The organism is Paenarthrobacter sp. OM7, from assembly GCF_029873575.1.
GTDB lineage: Bacteria > Actinomycetota > Actinomycetes > Actinomycetales > Micrococcaceae > Arthrobacter.
Window position 1 is genome coordinate 1,973,669 of sequence record NZ_CP123579.1, and the last position, 14,650, is coordinate 1,988,318.

Here is a 14,650-nt window from a genome sequence, read left to right on the forward strand (position 1 = left end):
CGGCGCGGCTGAGGATGGGCTTGCCTACTTGTGGGCGGCGAGGATGGTGGAGGCTTCCTGGCGGGTGGTGCCGGAGTCCTGGATGCCCTCGGCAATGTGGGCGAGGTGGGCGGGGATGTCCCGGCCCTTCTTCCGCATCGCGGTGGCCCAGAGGCGCCCGGCCCGGTACGAGGACCGCACCAACGGACCCGACATCACACCAAGGAACCCGATCTCCTCGGCCTCGTGCTGGAGATCCACGAACTCCTGCGGCTTGACCCACCGGTCCACCGGCAAGTGCCGCTCGGACGGGCGCAGGTACTGGGTGATCGTGATCAAATCACACCCGGCCGTGTGCAGGTCACGCAGGGCCTCGGAGATTTCCTCCCGGGTCTCGCCCATGCCCAGGATCAGGTTGGACTTGGTCACCATGCCCAGATCACGGCCCTGCGTGATGACATCCAGGGACCGCTCGTACCGGAACGCCGGACGGATCCGCTTGAAAATCCTCGGCACGGTCTCGACGTTGTGCGCGAACACCTCGGGCTTGGAATCACAGATCGCCGCGATGTGCTCCGGCTTGCCGGAGAAGTCCGGGATCAGCAGCTCCACCCCGGTGCCCGGGTTCAGTTCGTGGATCTTCCGGACCGTTTCGGCGTACAACCACACACCCTCATCGGCCAGGTCATCACGGGCCACACCGGTGACCGTGGCGTAGCGCAACTGCATCGCCTGCACCGATCGGGCCACCTTGGTGGGTTCGAACATGTCCACAGGGGACGGCTTGCCGGTATCGATCTGGCAGAAATCACACCGCCGGGTGCACTCGGACCCGCCGATCAGGAACGTCGCTTCCTTGTCTTCCCAGCACTCAAAAATGTTCGGGCAGCCGGCCTCTTCACACACAGTGTGCAGGCCTTCCTTCTTCACCAGGTTCTTGAGCTGGACGAACTCAGGACCCATCTGGACCTTGGCCTTGATCCACTCGGGCTTGCGTTCAACCGGGACCGCCGAGTTACGCTGCTCAACGCGCAGCAACTTACGGCCTTCAGGTGCCAGTGTCACTGGAGTGCTCCTTCGTGGGTGGAAATGAGTGCTTCTTCATGCTTGCGGAATTCTTCCACGAAGCGGTCAACGATGTCGGCCGGGTTGATGGTCCGGCCGGCTTCCAGCGACATGGTGGTGACACTGGCGTCGGTAATTCCACAGGCAATGATCTGTGCGTAAGGCGCCAAGTCATTGCTGCAGTTGATGGCGACACCATGCATGGTGACGCCGTCCAGGACGCGGATACCGATAGCGGCAATTTTGCGGTCCGGACCTTTTTCATCGGCAAGCAGCCAGACGCCGGCCCGGCCTTTCACAGTCACGGCGTTGATGCCGTAGTCCGACATCACGGCAATCATGATGGCTTCGAGCCGTTCCACATAGTCGCGGATACCGGCGCGGTTCTTGAGTTTGAGGATGGGATAGGCGATCAGCTGTCCTGGACCATGCCAGGTCAACTTTCCACCGCGGTCCACGGGAACGACGGGTGTCCCGTCAAAGGGTCGTTCGTGATCTTCCGTGAGTTTGCCGGCCGTATAGACGGCAGCGTGCTCCAGGAGCAAAACGGTGCTGTTCTTCTCGCCCGCAACAACTTTGTTGTGGATCTCGCGCTGCAGGTCCCAGCCCTGCATGTAGTCAACGAAATCAGGGGCAAGACCCAGTTGTGAAAACTCAAGAGTCATGGGTTCAAGCTTAGACCCAGCGGCAGACTGTCCATGATTTTGTGGCGAACCTCTCAGTCGCATCACGTGCTGTTGGTGCCAGGGAGTGATCTGTTTGCGACCTGTGGATAACTTCTGCGGAAAATTCCGTATTCCGGTAGATCTTGTCTATGGAAACTCTGGATCCGCCAGCCGCCGTCACGCCGTCCGCTCCGGGCTATGTGACATCCCGCATGTTGGGCCAAGGCAGTACTTCTACTGTATGGCTGGTCACCAGGAGCAGCGATGGGGCGCGGTTCGCCATTAAGTGCGCCAGTCCCGGAGCCCAGATGGCGCAATCCAAGGTTCTTGAGGAAGCCTCGAGGGAGGTCAAGGTCCTGTCCGGCCTGAAACACCAGCACCTGGTTCGGGTTCACGACGTCGTTCCGCTTGAAGGCGATTGCGTGGGGACACTGGGCATCGTCATGGACTACGCGGCGGGCGGCTCGCTGGCCAACCTGATGGCAGGGCGGGGAAGGCTCCATGTAGGCGAAGCTGTCACCATTCTGACCCCTCTTGCCCAGGCCTTGGACTACCTCCATGCCAATGGCACCGTGCATGGTGACGTGGCGCCTGGAAATATCCTCTTCACTGCCGAGGGGAAGCCACTGCTCGCGGACCTGGGCATTGCCTCCGTGGTGGGAGGTGGCCGGCCAAACCTTGAGGCTGGAACACCCGGCTTCACGTCGCCGGGTGGCGCAGTTGCCGCCTGCAGTGGGACCGACGCATTGCAGGAACTCCAGCCGGCGCGTGATGTCTATTCCCTTGCCGCCGTCGGGTGGTACTGCCTGACGGGGGCGGCTCCGGAGACCACTCAACACCGGCCGCCGTTGTCTGTGCTGGTTCCGGATGTTCCGAGGTCGTTGGTGGCCGCCTTGGAGGCTGCGCTGGATGTCGATGCGTCGGTGCGGCCTGCTGCCAGGGAACTGGCCATGGCGATTTTCAGGAGCGCGGCGCCTGAGCCGGTGGACTTGTCCGGCGCCGTACATTCCTCCGTCATTCCTGACCTGCTGACCCGCCGCCAGGCCTTGGGGCGTCCCGCACGGCGCATGCCCCGATGGTTTGGATCATGGCGGAGTTTCCTTCCGCTTGGACTACAGCCTGGACTTCGTCCGGAGGGCCGGCGGCCCCAACGTCGTGGCCTCTGGGCCAGGGTCAGGGTCCTTGCGGCCGTACTGACTACCGGGTTGCTGCTCGGCATCGCGGCATGGATACTGTGGCCGCAGAACCCGCAGCATCAAAGCCTGGAGTTATCTGCGCAGCCGCAGCAAGCAGCGGCGGAGACCTTGAATCCGGCCCCAGGGCCAGGAACCACGGTGTCCGCCGCTCTGCCGGAAGAACTGGCCGAAGGACTCCACGCCGAAGATCCGGCAGTGGCCGTTGCCACGCTGGCATCCGTGCGCGACATTGCACTGGGGCAGGGAAGACCTGAGTTATTGGCTTTGGTCAATGCCGCTGGATCACCCGCGGAAGCCTCTGACCAGCTGCTGGCGGACCACCTGCGGAAAACCGGAACGATGTACGCCGGATTCTCGACGACGTTATCCGCGGATGGCGTGTCCGAACCCGGGGAGGCCGGCGACGCCGTGGTCACGGTGACTGTCGCGACATCCGGCTATCAAGAACGTGATGCCTCAGGAGCCAAAGCCCGGCCACAGCCTGCCGGCCCGCCGCAGAAGCTTCGCGTTCACGTTGTTCGCGCTGACGGGCGATGGTGGATTTCAGAAATCCTCGCTCCAAGCACCGGCAAGGAAAGCGACACCCTGGACCACACTGGTCCAGCGACCAATGGCTGACGGCCAACCGCCCGGTCAGCGTGCCCTGTCCTTGGTCAACCAGGCCATGGCGTCAGATAAGGATGGGTGCTCCCACGTGAAACCAGCGTCCGACAGCCGGGCAGGCTCCATTCTCTGGTTGGCTAGAACCAGCTCATCGGCAAGCCGCCCCAGCACCAACCGCAAAGCGGGACGGGGGACACGTAAGAAGGCTGGCCGGTGGAAGGCTTTGGCCAGGGCGGCGACGATCGTGTTGACGTCTGCGCTTTCCGGGGCGCAAACATTCACCGCGCCATCAATGTCAGTTCTCAGAAGATGCGCCAATGCAGCCACTTCATCGGCCAATGTGATCCAAGGCCAGTACTGCCGCCCGTTTCCAAACGGCCCGCCCAGCCCGATCCTCAGCAAAGGGAGGAGGGGTCCAAGCGCGCCCCCTGAGGTGCTGAGTACTACGCCGGTCCGTGGAGTCACTACCCGCACACCAGATGGTGCGGTCCGGGCTGTTCGTTCCCATTCGACGCACAAGTTTCCCAGCACGCCATGGCCGGGCCCCGAATCCTCCCGCAGGAGGCCCTCGCGTGAGGCACCGTAGTATCCGGAGGCGGACTGGCTGATGAAGGTGGCCGGTGGTGTGCCGAGCCTTCCCATGGCGTCGGTCAGGGTCCTGGTAGCTTCGAGCCGGGAATCCCGGAGTTCCCGGATGCGCTTCTTGGTCCACGGGCGGTCCCCGATTCCGGCTCCGGAAAGGTTGATGACGGCCTCGGCCGTGTCCAGGACGGCTTCGTCGAGTTGCCCCGCGGCCGGGTTCCACGTCCATTCACCGGGGTCCTTGGCGGGCCTCCGCACCAACCGGATGACCTCATGGCCGTGGCCGGCCAGGTGCTCCGATAAAGCCGTTCCGATCATTCCTGACGCTCCGGACATCACGATTCTCATGACCCATCTCACCATGGGAAACGTGTATGGCGGAAACGCCTGTCGGTGCCGCTGAGGCTGGGCGCCTCTTGACTATGATCGAACAATGACCTCCTCCAGCTACCTCCGTTTCCCGCATGTGCACGGCGATCTGGTCACTTTCGTGGCCGAAGACGATATCTGGGTGGCCCCCCTTTCCGGCGGGCGTGCCTGGCGGGTTTCGTCCCAGCAACTGCCGGCAAGGAACCCCCGCTTCACTCCGGACGGAAAACGACTCGTGTGGACGGTGATTGTGGGAACGTCTCCGGAGGTTGTCACGGCCAACGTCGACGGCGGTGGCTACAGGCAGCTGACGTACTTCGGCCACAGCACCACTAAAGTCAAGGGCTTCACACCGTCAGGAAACGTGGTGGTGACCAGCGCCTTCCAGCAGTCCGAAAGCCGCCACACGCATGCCTACAGTGTCCCCCTTGACGGGGGTGCCGCCGTCGAACTTCCCTTTGGACCCGTCGAGGCAGTTGCCTTTGGTCCCGAAATCGGTGACGAGAAGCCCGTGGTGTTGGCCAGTGTCCTTTCCCGGGAACCTGCTTGGTGGAAGCGGTACCGAGGCGGCACGGCGGGCAAACTGTGGATCGACGCCGACGGTAACGGTGAGTTCGAGCGCCTGGTTCCGGAGATCGAAGGGAACCTCACTGACCCCCTGTGGGTGAAAGGACGCATCGCCTTCCTTTCGGACCATGAGGGGTACGGCAACCTCTACTCCGTACTTCCGGACGGGTCGGGGCTGCGCCGCCACACCGATCACGAAGACTTCTACGTCCGGCATGCGGGCACCGACGGTGACCGGGTGATCTTTGAATCAGCCGGCGAGCTGTGGATGCTTCCTTCACTCGATGCCGACGCCGAGGCAAGCAAACTGGATATTACGCTGGGTTCGGCCTCGCCGGCCCGCCGTCCCGCGCCCCTCAAAGTCGCTGCGCACCTCGGCGACGTCGCTCCCAACGCGTCGGGTACAGCCAGTGCCGTGGAGTCGCACGGAACGCTCCACTGGCTCCGGCATAAGGACGGACCATCGCGTGTAGTCGAGGCGACACCCGGGGTGCGGGCCCGCCTGCCGCGTCCGCTGACCGGCGGCCGGATTGCCTACGTCGCTGACCATGAGTCCGTTGAAGCCCTGTACATCAAGCGCATCGCCTCGCGATTGTCGGCAGTCGTGGACGTGCCCGACGCGGTTGTTCCGACGCCGGCTCCGGACAATGAATCTGATCCACTGCCCAAACCGGTGTCCGCGTCCAACGTGTTGGGGCAGGCAAGTACTGCGGCGCGGGCAACAGTCCCTGTCACGCCGCCAACCGGCGCGGGAGCCGGCACGCCGGCCGAAGCGTCCGCTGACACTGTGAGTGCCACGGACGCGCCGCCAGTCCCTGAAACGGCGGAGGACGCGGCGGACGTCCGGATTGAATTCCCGTCGCCGACGCGCACAAGTGCACTCGAGGCGAGCCCGGATGGACGATGGCTCGCAGTGGGGACCTCCTTTGGGGACGTCTACGTTGCAGACACCGCCCAGGGAACGTTGAGCCTTGTTGTCAGCGTGGGTGAGGGGAGCATCGAACAACTGGCGTGGTCCGGGGATTCGCAGTGGCTGGTGTGGTCAGAGCCGGTCACATCTTTCGGTTCGCGGAGTAAGCTCCGAATCACCCGCCCAAGTGACGCTGAGGCGGGCATCATCGATGTCACGGACGGCCGTTTCTGCGACGAATCACCTCGGTTCACCCCTGATGGGAAGTTCCTCGCTTTCCTGTCGAACCGAAGTTTCGACCCCGTCTATGACGGCCACTCCTTCGACCTGTCCTTCCCCAGCCCCATCAAGCCGTATCTTGTGGCCTTGGCTGCGGACACGCCTTCACCTTTTGGCCCGTCCGTTGATGCGCTGGAGGACGGGGCGGCTGCCTCGGTGGAGTCCGACGACGGCGGCGCACCTTCCGTGCGTGTCGACCCGGAGGGACTGGCTCACCGCGTCATCAGTGTGCCCGTGCCGCAAGGGAACTACTCGCAGCTGTCTGTCGCAGACGGTGCCTTGTTGTGGCTTGATACTGAACTCTCCGGCGTGACGGGCGAAGGCAAGGGCACCCTAGCAGATAAGAAGACCGCACCGGCCTTGGTGCGGTACGAGCTCGCAAAGCGCAAGAAAACCACCTTGGTTGCCGCAGTGGACAGCTACAGGTTGTCCGGTGACCTCAAGCGGGTTGTTTACATCCTGGACCAGCAGGTGACCTCGGTACCTTCGGACACCAAGGTGGACGAGGAATCCGGAGACCTGGTGAAGGTGGAGCTGAACAGGATCCGGGTCATTCTTGACCCGGTGGCTGCCTGGGGGCAGGCCTTTGAGGAGGCTTGGCGTCTTCAGCGTGACTTCTTCTGGACCGCAGACATGGCTGGCCAGGATTGGGACTCCGTCTTCAAACGCTACCGGCCGATAGTGGACCGTTTGGGCTCGCATGACGACTTGGTGGACCTGCTGTGGGAGATGCACGGTGAGCTGGGAACGTCGCACGCCTACGTCAAGCCTGCCGCTGTGAGCGAGCCAGGGCGTAACGGCCAGGGCCGCCTGGGTGCTGAGCTTCACTTCGGCAGCAAAGGCTGGGAAATCACGCGGATCCTGGCGGGGGAGTCCTCGGACCCGCTGGCGACTTCGCCCTTGACGCGACCGGGTGCCGACGCGAAGGCCGGTGACGTCCTCCTGGCGATTGACGGCGTCGAACTTTCGGCGGCTTTGACGCCAGCAATGCAGTTGGTGGGAGCAGCCGGCCGGACAGTGGAGCTGACCCTGCTGAACGGCGAAGGACACGGTGGGGCCGCCGGGGCTCAACGTCGTGTGGCTGTTGTCCCTGTCCGTGATGAAGAGAGGCTTCGCTACCAGGACTGGGTCAGGGCCAACCGCCGCACCGTGCGGGAGGCCTCGGACGGTAAGTTCGGTTACCTGCACGTCCCGGACATGATGGCCAACGGCTGGGCGCAGCTCCACCGCGATCTGGATACCGAAACCGCCCTGGACGGCCTGATTGTGGACGTACGCCGCAACCGTGGCGGGCACACCTCACAGCTGGTCGCCGAACTCATCGGCCGGAAGGTCACTGGCTGGAGCATGCCGCGCGGGGAGAAGCCGCGGACTTACCCGGACCACGCCCCCCGCGGTCCTGTGATCATCCTCGCCGACGAATTTGCGGGGTCGGATGGCGACATCATCACCCAGGTTTCCAAACTGAGGGGCATTGGCCCTGTGATCGGTACGCGGACATGGGGAGGGGTGGTGGGCATCGACAACCGCTTTGCCCTGGCGGATGGCACCGGCGTGACGCAACCCCGGTACGCCACGTGGTTCAGCGGTGGGATCGGCTGGGATGTTGAAAACCGCGGAGTGGAGCCGGACATCGAAGTACTGTTTCCGCCCCACGCCTATGCCGCCGGTACTGATCCCCAGCTGGAGTACGGCATTGGTGCACTCAAGGAAATGATCCAGGAACTGCCCACGGACAGGCCTCCCCTCCGCGAGGGCTACCGCAAGGTCCGTCCGGAACCGTTGCCCTCACGTCCGCAGAAGGGCTAAGGGCAGAAGGTTCAACAGCGAAGAGCCCCGCCGTTTCCGTGAAGGAACGGCGGGGCTCTTCTTGTGGTTCAGTGGTGCTGTTCAGTACAAGGTGGAGCTAGACGGAGAGCGTGGCATCCAGGGTGATCTCGATGCTGGCCAGTGCACCCGAAACGGGGCAGCCTGTCTTCGCGTCTTCGGAGATCCGGCGGAAGTCCTCTTCGGACAGGCCAGGAACCTTTGCGGTCATGGTCAGGTGGCTCCCGGTGATGCCGGTTCCGGGAACGAAGGTGACATCTGCCTTGGTGTTGACTTCCTCAGCAGTGAAACCTTCACCGGCGAGGGCGTGGCTGAAAGCCATGGAGAAGCATGCGGAGTGGGCCGCGGCGATCAGTTCTTCAGGGCTGGTCTTGCCGCCGGACTGTTCGGTACGTGCCTTCCAGGTGACATCGAACGTGCCCAGGCCTGAGCTGTCCAGCGTCGTGTTGCCGGCGCCCTCGATCAGGTTGCCGTTCCAAACCGTGTGTGCGGTGCGTGTTGCTGCCATTTCCACTCCTTGAAGTCGTTGTGAGTCGGCAACCAGCCTGAGGCAGGTGCCACCGGTTTCCATCCTAGGGATTTGCCCGTGGGACCGCACGGACATTCCGCTGTCAGTGGATTGTGACCCCTTGACTGGCGGGATGAAGACGGGAAAACATACCCCTGCGCGGACAAGCCGGGGCCTTGGAATCGCGTCCATTATGATCAACGCGGTTGACGCTGCCCGGCGTCAGTATGGTGCCGGGTCAGTTCCAGAGCGTGGCGATGGCGATGTTCACCAGGGCAAGGCCGCCCACACCATGAGCCAGCCCGGTGGAGACAGGCTCGCCCTTCTTGACCTTGCGCGAGCCAATGACGGCAAGGACAGCCACAGCGACCCCAATGGCGAACTTAACCCCGAGTTTGAAGTAGTTGGGATCGGCATCAGGCAGCAAGGGGAACAAACCCATCATGGCGATGCCGGTCAGGAGCTGGAGGAAGGCGCCATCGCGCTGGCGCGGGTGGATGGTTGGCTCCTTGATGGTGGCGATCCAGTAGCCCACAATCATGGCCGCGCCGACGATGTGCAAGAACACCAGAATGCTGAAGAGGATACTCATGGACCCAGCTTATCGAGTTGGTTCTACGTCCCGTAGCAAAGCCACGCGGAGCGGATACAGCAAAGGGGCAGGCCACCGGATTTCCGGTGACCTGCCCCTTTTACGTCACAGCAGGACGTTGTGTCGCTAAGCCCTAGAGGCCAAGGTCGGCTTCGAACGCACCTTCCTCAAGGCGGGCCTTGAGGGTCTGCAGGAAGCGGCCGGCGTCTGCGCCGTCCACCAAACGGTGGTCGTACGTCAGGGAAAGGTACATCATGGAGCGGATGGCAATCGAGTCGTCGCCATTTTCGTCAGCAACCACCACGGCACGCTTGACAATCGCACCGGTTCCGAGAATACCCACCTGCGGCTGGTTGATGATCGGCGTGTCGAACAGTGCGCCAACAGAACCGATGTTGGTGATGCTGAACGTACCGCCGGACAGCTCGTCCGGGCCGATCTTGCCGTCGCGGGTGCGGCCTGCGACATCGGCGATCTTGCCGGCGAGGCCCGCAAGGTTCAGGTTGCCGGCGTCGGAGATGACCGGAACCAGAAGGCCCTTGTCGGTGTCGACGGCGATCGCCAGGTGCTCGGCGTTGTGGTAGGTGATTTCCTGCTTGGACTCGTCGTAAGCAGCGTTCAGCTTGGGGTGCTGCTTCAGGGCTTCTGCTACAGCCTTGGCGATGAACGGCAGGAAGGTGAGCTTGACGCCATTCTGGGCCAGGAACTGGTTCTTGGCCTTGAGGCGGAGCTTGGCAATCTTGGTCATGTCGACCTCATGCACCTGCGTCAGCTGGGTGGAGACCTCAAGGGACTCGCGCATGCGGCGGGCGATGACCTGGCGGATACGTGGTGCCTTTTCCGTGGTGCCGCGCAGGGACGATGCTGCTACCGGAGCAGCGGTCTTGGCAGCGGGGGCTGCGGCTGCGGGAGCCGATGCTGCGGTGGCAGCGGCGGCCTGCTTGGCTTCGGCAGCGGCCAGGACATCCTGCTTGCGGATACGGCCACCGACGCCGGTACCGGAGACGGAAGCAATGTCCACACCGTGCTGGTTGGCAAGTTTGCGGACCAAGGGAGTGACGTAACCGGATTCCGAAGAACCTTCAGCAGCAGGAGCGGCAGCGGGAGCGGCCGGAGCGGCAGCAGGTGCGGCCGGAGCGGCAGCAGGTGCGGCCGGGGCGGCAGCGGGTGCGGCCGGGGCGGCAGCAGGTGCGGCCGGAGCGGCAGCGGGAGCGGCCGGAGCGGCAGCAGGTGCGGGTGCAGCGGCAGGTGCCGCGGGTGCGGGAGCGGCGGCCGGTGCGGCTGCGCCGGAACCGATGACGGCAAGCACGGAGCCAACCTCAGCGGTCTCGTCCTCGTTGACGCGGATTTCCTGCAGGGTGCCCGCAACCGGCGACGGGATTTCGGTGTCGACCTTGTCGGTGGAAACTTCCAGAAGGGGCTCATCCACCTCCACAGTGTCGCCTATAGCCTTGAGCCACCGGGTCACGGTACCTTCGGTAACGCTTTCACCCAACGCGGGGAGGGTTACTTCATGGCCTTCGCCGCCGGAAGCGGCGGGTGCCTCGGCAGCAGGAGCTTCCTCTGCTGCTGGTGCAGCCGGAGCCTCCTGGGCGGCTGCCGGCTGCTCTGCGGGAGCAGCCGGTGCCTCCTCGGCCGGAGCAGCCTCGGCAGCAGGAGCACCTGAGCCGGAGCCGTCGCCGATGCGGACCAAGGGGGCGCCAACTTCAGCGGTCTCGTCTTCAGCGACGAGGATTTCTTCGATGACGCCTGAGATCGGAGAAGGGATTTCGGTGTCTACTTTGTCGGTTGAAACCTCGAGCAGCGGCTCGTCGATCTCTACCCGGTCACCAACCTGCTTGAGCCAGCGGGTGACGGTTCCTTCGGTGACACTCTCACCGAGGGCGGGCAAGTTAACGGATTCAGACATGTCGTCCCCGTTCTCCTTATTGATCTTTGTGCGGATGAATTCTGCTGGTCCGGTTCAGGCGCATGCGGCATTTTCCGCTGCATGCGCCTGAACCGTGGGTCTTGGTAAGACTTAGCCGTGGAGAGCTTTGCCCGCGAGGGCAAGGTGGGCTTCGCCCAAGCTTTCGTTCTGGGTGGGGTGGGCGTGGACCAGCTGGGCCACGTCCTCCGGGTAGGCTTCCCAGTTCACGATCAGCTGGGCCTCACCGATCTGCTCGCCCATACGGGAGCCGATCATGTGGATGCCCACCACGGGGCCGTCCTTCTGGCGTACGAGCTTGACAATGCCACCGGTGCCGAGGATTGAGCTCTTGCCGTTGCCGGCAAGGTTGTACTCCTGGGTCTGCACCTGGTCGTCGCCGAACTTCTCCTTGGCGGCCTTTTCGGTGTAGCCGACCGTGGCGATTTCGGGCTCGCAGTAGGTGACCTTGGGGATGTTGATGTCCTCGACGATTGCCGGGTTCAGGCCGGCGATTTCCTCGGCGACGAAGATGCCCTGCTGGTAGCCGCGGTGTGCGAGCTGGACGCCGGGGACGATGTCGCCCACGGCGTAGATGTTGCCGACGCCGGTGTGGAGACGTTCGTTGGTGATGACGAATCCGCGGTCAATGGTGAGGCCGGCTTCTTCGTAGCCCAGGTTGGCGGTCACAGGACCGCGCCCGACGGCCACGAGCAGGAGGTCGGCTTCGAAGGTCTGGCCGTCCACCAAGGTGACCTTGACGCCGTCGTCGTTCTGTTCGACGCCCTGGAAGAAGATGCCGGTGGTGAACTTGATGCCGCGCTTCTTGAAGGCACGCTCAAGGTTCTTGACGATCGAGGCGTCTTCGTTGGGAACCAGGGAGGGGAGGCCCTCGATGATGGTGACGTCTACGCCGAACGACTTCCATACGGAAGCGAATTCGACGCCGATGACGCCGCCGCCGAGGACGATTGCGCTCTTGGGGATGTAGTTCATGGTCAACGCCTGGTCGGAGGTGATGACCTTGCCGCCGATTTCCAGGCCAGGCAGGGAGCGTGAGTAGGAGCCGGTGGCCAGGACAATGTTCTTGCCCGTGTAGGGGGTGCCGTTGACTACTACCGTGTTGTTGCCCTGAAGCTTGCCTTCACCCTCGATGACGGTGATGCCCTTGGACTTGATGAGTCCTTGGAGGCCCTTGTACTTACCGGCGATGATGCCGTCCTTGTAGGCGTTCACGGCCGGCATGTCGATGCTGTCCAGCGTGACATTCACACCATACTTGGCGGAATCGCGTGCATGGTCGGCCAGTTCGGCCGAGTGCAGGAGTGCCTTGGTGGGAATACAACCGTTGTGCAGGCAGGTTCCGCCGAGCTTTGCCTTTTCCACAAGGCCAACGGTGAACCCAAGCTGTACGGCCCGCAGGGCAGTGGCGTAGCCGCCGCTGCCGCCACCGAGTACCAGGATGTCGAATTCTTGCGCAGTTGCCTGATCGGCCACTAAAACGCTCCCTCGCGTGAATGATGACACGGGACTGCATGCCATCTGGTCTTTGGAACTTGTTCTGCCGTGATTATGCCAGCACCTAAGTTCTCTTGCATTTGTGACTATCGAGTTCACCTTAGCGAACCACCTACCCATGCTCCACCCTCGGCGGGCGTTTTGTGGAGCGCTTGTGTCGAGACTCACGTTCACTTGTGACACAGCGCTACACGCCGCATAATTCCGGGGTTGCGCGGCCCTTGCAGGGTGTCCGGCAAGGACCGTCGCGGCCCTGGTGGGCGGGGGCGTGCCGCTTAGGCAGGAACGGCGAGGAGATCCTCGGCGTAGGCAACCAGGGTGCGGACAGTGCAACCGGTTCCCTGCTTGGGGGTGTAGCCGTAGGGGCTGCCGTTGTTGAACGACGGACCCGCAATATCGACGTGTGCCCAAGGGATCTGCTGGCCGTCGCCGTTCTTGCCGACGAATTCCCGCAGGAAAACGGCTGCGGTCATCATGCCGCCGTTACGCTCACCAATGTTGGCAAGGTCCGCCACCTGGGAATCCAGGCTTGGGCGCAGTTCTTCCGGCAGCGGCATCGGCCAGACCAGTTCGCCTGCCCGGTCTGCCGCCGACTTCAAGGCTGCGGTGACGGAATCGGAGCCCATGACACCAGCCGTGCGCAGTCCCAACGCGATGAGCTGGGCGCCCGTCAGTGTGGCAACGTCAATAATGGCGTCCGGCTTTTCCAGGCTGGCAGCGACGAGCCCGTCGGCCATGACCAGACGCCCTTCGGCGTCGGTGTTGAGGACCTCGACCGTCTTTCCGCCGTAGATGGTGAAGACGTCGGCAGGCCGTGCCGCAGCACCCGAGGGCATATTCTCCGCAATGCAGAGCCACGCGGTCGCCTTGATGTTCAGGCCAAGCGAAGCGATGGCCAAAACGGTATTAAGGACGACGGCGGCGCCCGCCATATCGCTCTTCATGTCGCCCATCCCGAGGGCCGGCTTGATGGAGATACCGCCGGTGTCGAACGTGATGCCCTTGCCCACGAGGGCAATCTTCCTGGTGGCCTTGGCCGGAGCATATTCGACCTTCACCAGGCGTGGCTGTCGGGTTGAACCCTTACCGACGCCAAGGATGCCGCCGAAGCCTTCCTTTTCCAGTCGCTTTTCGTCCCAGACAGTGACCTTGACGGGCAGGCCCTTGGCGAGTTCCTTGGCGGACTCGGCGAACGACTCCGGGTAGAGGTGACTGGGAGGCTGGTTGACCAGGGTCCGGGTGGCGTTGACGGCACGGGCCACAACAACAGCACGGTCCAGTGCCGGTTGGGCATCCTTGGGATCGACATCGGAGAAAATCAGGGCCTTGGCTACAGGGGCTTTCAGTCCGTCCTTGCTGGAACGGTGCTCCGTGTAGGAGTAGGCGCCAAGGGCGGCACCCTCGGCGATGGCCGCGACATCGGTGACGCCGGTGGTCGGGAAGGCCAACGTTACTGACGTGACGCCGGCCAATTGCCGGACGGCAGAGCCCGCGGCGCGGCGCAGGGATTCTTCGGGGAGGCTGCCGGATTCCGACAATTTGCCCACGCCGGCGAGGACCAAAATTCCCGAGCCGGTCTCCGGCAAGCCCGGGAGCCGGTGTGCCTGATCGGCAGCGCCGGTGATCCCCAACAGTTTGAGGGAGCCCGCAACGGACTCGGCTGCCTTTGCGCTCAACGGATTCGGCAGCAGCACTGGCCCATCCGCACCTTGCGCAACTCCAATCACAAGTGCGTCGCTGGGGGACTTTTTCAGGTCCTTGGCGATGATGCCCAGGATGATGTCAGTAGTCTTGACCACGAGGATGTTGCCTCACTTCTCTCTGCATTGCATGGCTGGGCCGCATGTTTGGCGGCCTGCCCCGGTACGCGCCCGACGTCCTCTTCCGACGGCGGCCTTGGTCTTCAGGGGCCAGTGTCGCAAGAGGATACCGGCCCGGTTCGATCGTAGTCTCTTGAACGCTGCGGACAGCAATTAAATGAGAGCTGCGGCACATCCGGTGCAGGAATGCCCGCTGGAGGTGCAGCGTTGTAAGGATTAAAGGAATCCCACCGCTACTACCGACGGCCCCGTTGGCGCCATGTG

10 protein-coding genes are annotated in these 14,650 nt (G+C 63.4%); 2 read left to right on the forward strand and 8 right to left on the reverse strand.

All coding sequences use genetic code 11. The features are described from left to right. Positions 1-24 precede the first annotated feature (24 nt). A complete protein-coding gene (lipA, locus tag QEH68_RS09080; RefSeq protein WP_280627730.1) occupies positions 25-1,044 on the reverse strand; it encodes a lipoyl synthase in 1,020 nt (339 codons plus the stop codon). Beyond that, on the reverse strand, positions 1,041-1,709 hold the full coding sequence (lipB, locus tag QEH68_RS09085) for a lipoyl(octanoyl) transferase LipB (RefSeq protein ID WP_207597146.1): 669 nt from the start codon (positions 1,707-1,709) through the stop codon (positions 1,041-1,043). Before lipB ends, lipA begins: the two co-directional genes overlap by 4 nt. A gap of 149 nt (positions 1,710-1,858) precedes the next feature. On the opposite strand from lipB, the gene QEH68_RS09090 reads away from it, so the two are divergent. Then, entirely contained in the window at positions 1,859-3,523 is a 1,665-nt protein-coding gene (locus QEH68_RS09090) for a serine/threonine-protein kinase (protein WP_280627731.1), read from the forward strand. 15 nt (positions 3,524-3,538) lie between these two features. Here the strand turns inward: QEH68_RS09090 and QEH68_RS09095 are convergent, their stop codons facing one another. After that, positions 3,539-4,438, reverse strand: coding sequence for a TIGR01777 family oxidoreductase (locus QEH68_RS09095; RefSeq protein WP_207597148.1), 900 nt, complete (start codon positions 4,436-4,438; stop codon positions 3,539-3,541). Between the two features lie 85 nt (positions 4,439-4,523). Here QEH68_RS09095 and QEH68_RS09100 point away from each other — a divergent pair, with 85 nt between their 5' ends. Continuing rightward, entirely contained in the window at positions 4,524-8,024 is a 3,501-nt protein-coding gene (locus QEH68_RS09100) for a S41 family peptidase (protein ID WP_280627732.1), read from the forward strand. A gap of 97 nt (positions 8,025-8,121) precedes the next feature. Here QEH68_RS09100 and QEH68_RS09105 read toward each other — a convergent pair whose 3' ends face one another. The 5 genes from QEH68_RS09105 to QEH68_RS09125 all read right to left on the reverse strand — a co-directional run bounded on the left by QEH68_RS09105 (position 8,122) and on the right by QEH68_RS09125 (position 14,365). Then, positions 8,122-8,550, reverse strand: coding sequence for an OsmC family protein (locus tag QEH68_RS09105; RefSeq protein ID WP_089594529.1), 429 nt, complete (start codon positions 8,548-8,550; stop codon positions 8,122-8,124). A gap of 238 nt (positions 8,551-8,788) precedes the next feature. Continuing rightward, positions 8,789-9,142, reverse strand: coding sequence for a hypothetical protein (locus QEH68_RS09110; RefSeq protein WP_207597150.1), 354 nt, complete (start codon positions 9,140-9,142; stop codon positions 8,789-8,791). 133 nt (positions 9,143-9,275) lie between these two features. Further along, complete coding sequence (gene sucB / locus QEH68_RS09115; RefSeq protein ID WP_280627733.1) at positions 9,276-11,051, reverse strand: 2-oxoglutarate dehydrogenase, E2 component, dihydrolipoamide succinyltransferase; 1,776 nt, start codon at positions 11,049-11,051, stop codon at positions 9,276-9,278. A gap of 111 nt (positions 11,052-11,162) precedes the next feature. Beyond that, positions 11,163-12,545 (reverse strand): dihydrolipoyl dehydrogenase, encoded by a 1,383-nt coding sequence (gene lpdA, locus QEH68_RS09120; RefSeq protein WP_280627734.1) that lies wholly within the window; start codon positions 12,543-12,545, stop codon positions 11,163-11,165. 296 nt (positions 12,546-12,841) lie between these two features. Then, complete coding sequence (locus QEH68_RS09125) at positions 12,842-14,365, reverse strand: leucyl aminopeptidase (protein WP_280627735.1); 1,524 nt, start codon at positions 14,363-14,365, stop codon at positions 12,842-12,844. Between the last annotated feature and the right edge of the window lie 285 nt (positions 14,366-14,650).

What these genes read in the sequence shown, in the direction of transcription:
- lipB (WP_207597146.1), bottom strand. Translation starts at nt 1,709, where the DNA reads ATGACTCTTGAGTTTTCACAACTGGGTCTTGCCCCTGATTTCGTTGAC.
- QEH68_RS09090 (WP_280627731.1), top strand. Translation starts at nt 1,859, where the DNA reads ATGGAAACTCTGGATCCGCCAGCCGCCGTCACGCCGTCCGCTCCGGGC.
- QEH68_RS09095 (WP_207597148.1), bottom strand. Translation starts at nt 4,438, where the DNA reads ATGAGAATCGTGATGTCCGGAGCGTCAGGAATGATCGGAACGGCTTTA.
- QEH68_RS09100 (WP_280627732.1), top strand. Translation starts at nt 4,524, where the DNA reads ATGACCTCCTCCAGCTACCTCCGTTTCCCGCATGTGCACGGCGATCTG.
- QEH68_RS09105 (WP_089594529.1), bottom strand. Translation starts at nt 8,550, where the DNA reads ATGGCAGCAACACGCACCGCACACACGGTTTGGAACGGCAACCTGATC.
- QEH68_RS09110 (WP_207597150.1), bottom strand. Translation starts at nt 9,142, where the DNA reads ATGAGTATCCTCTTCAGCATTCTGGTGTTCTTGCACATCGTCGGCGCG.
- sucB (WP_280627733.1), bottom strand. Translation starts at nt 11,051, where the DNA reads ATGTCTGAATCCGTTAACTTGCCCGCCCTCGGTGAGAGTGTCACCGAA.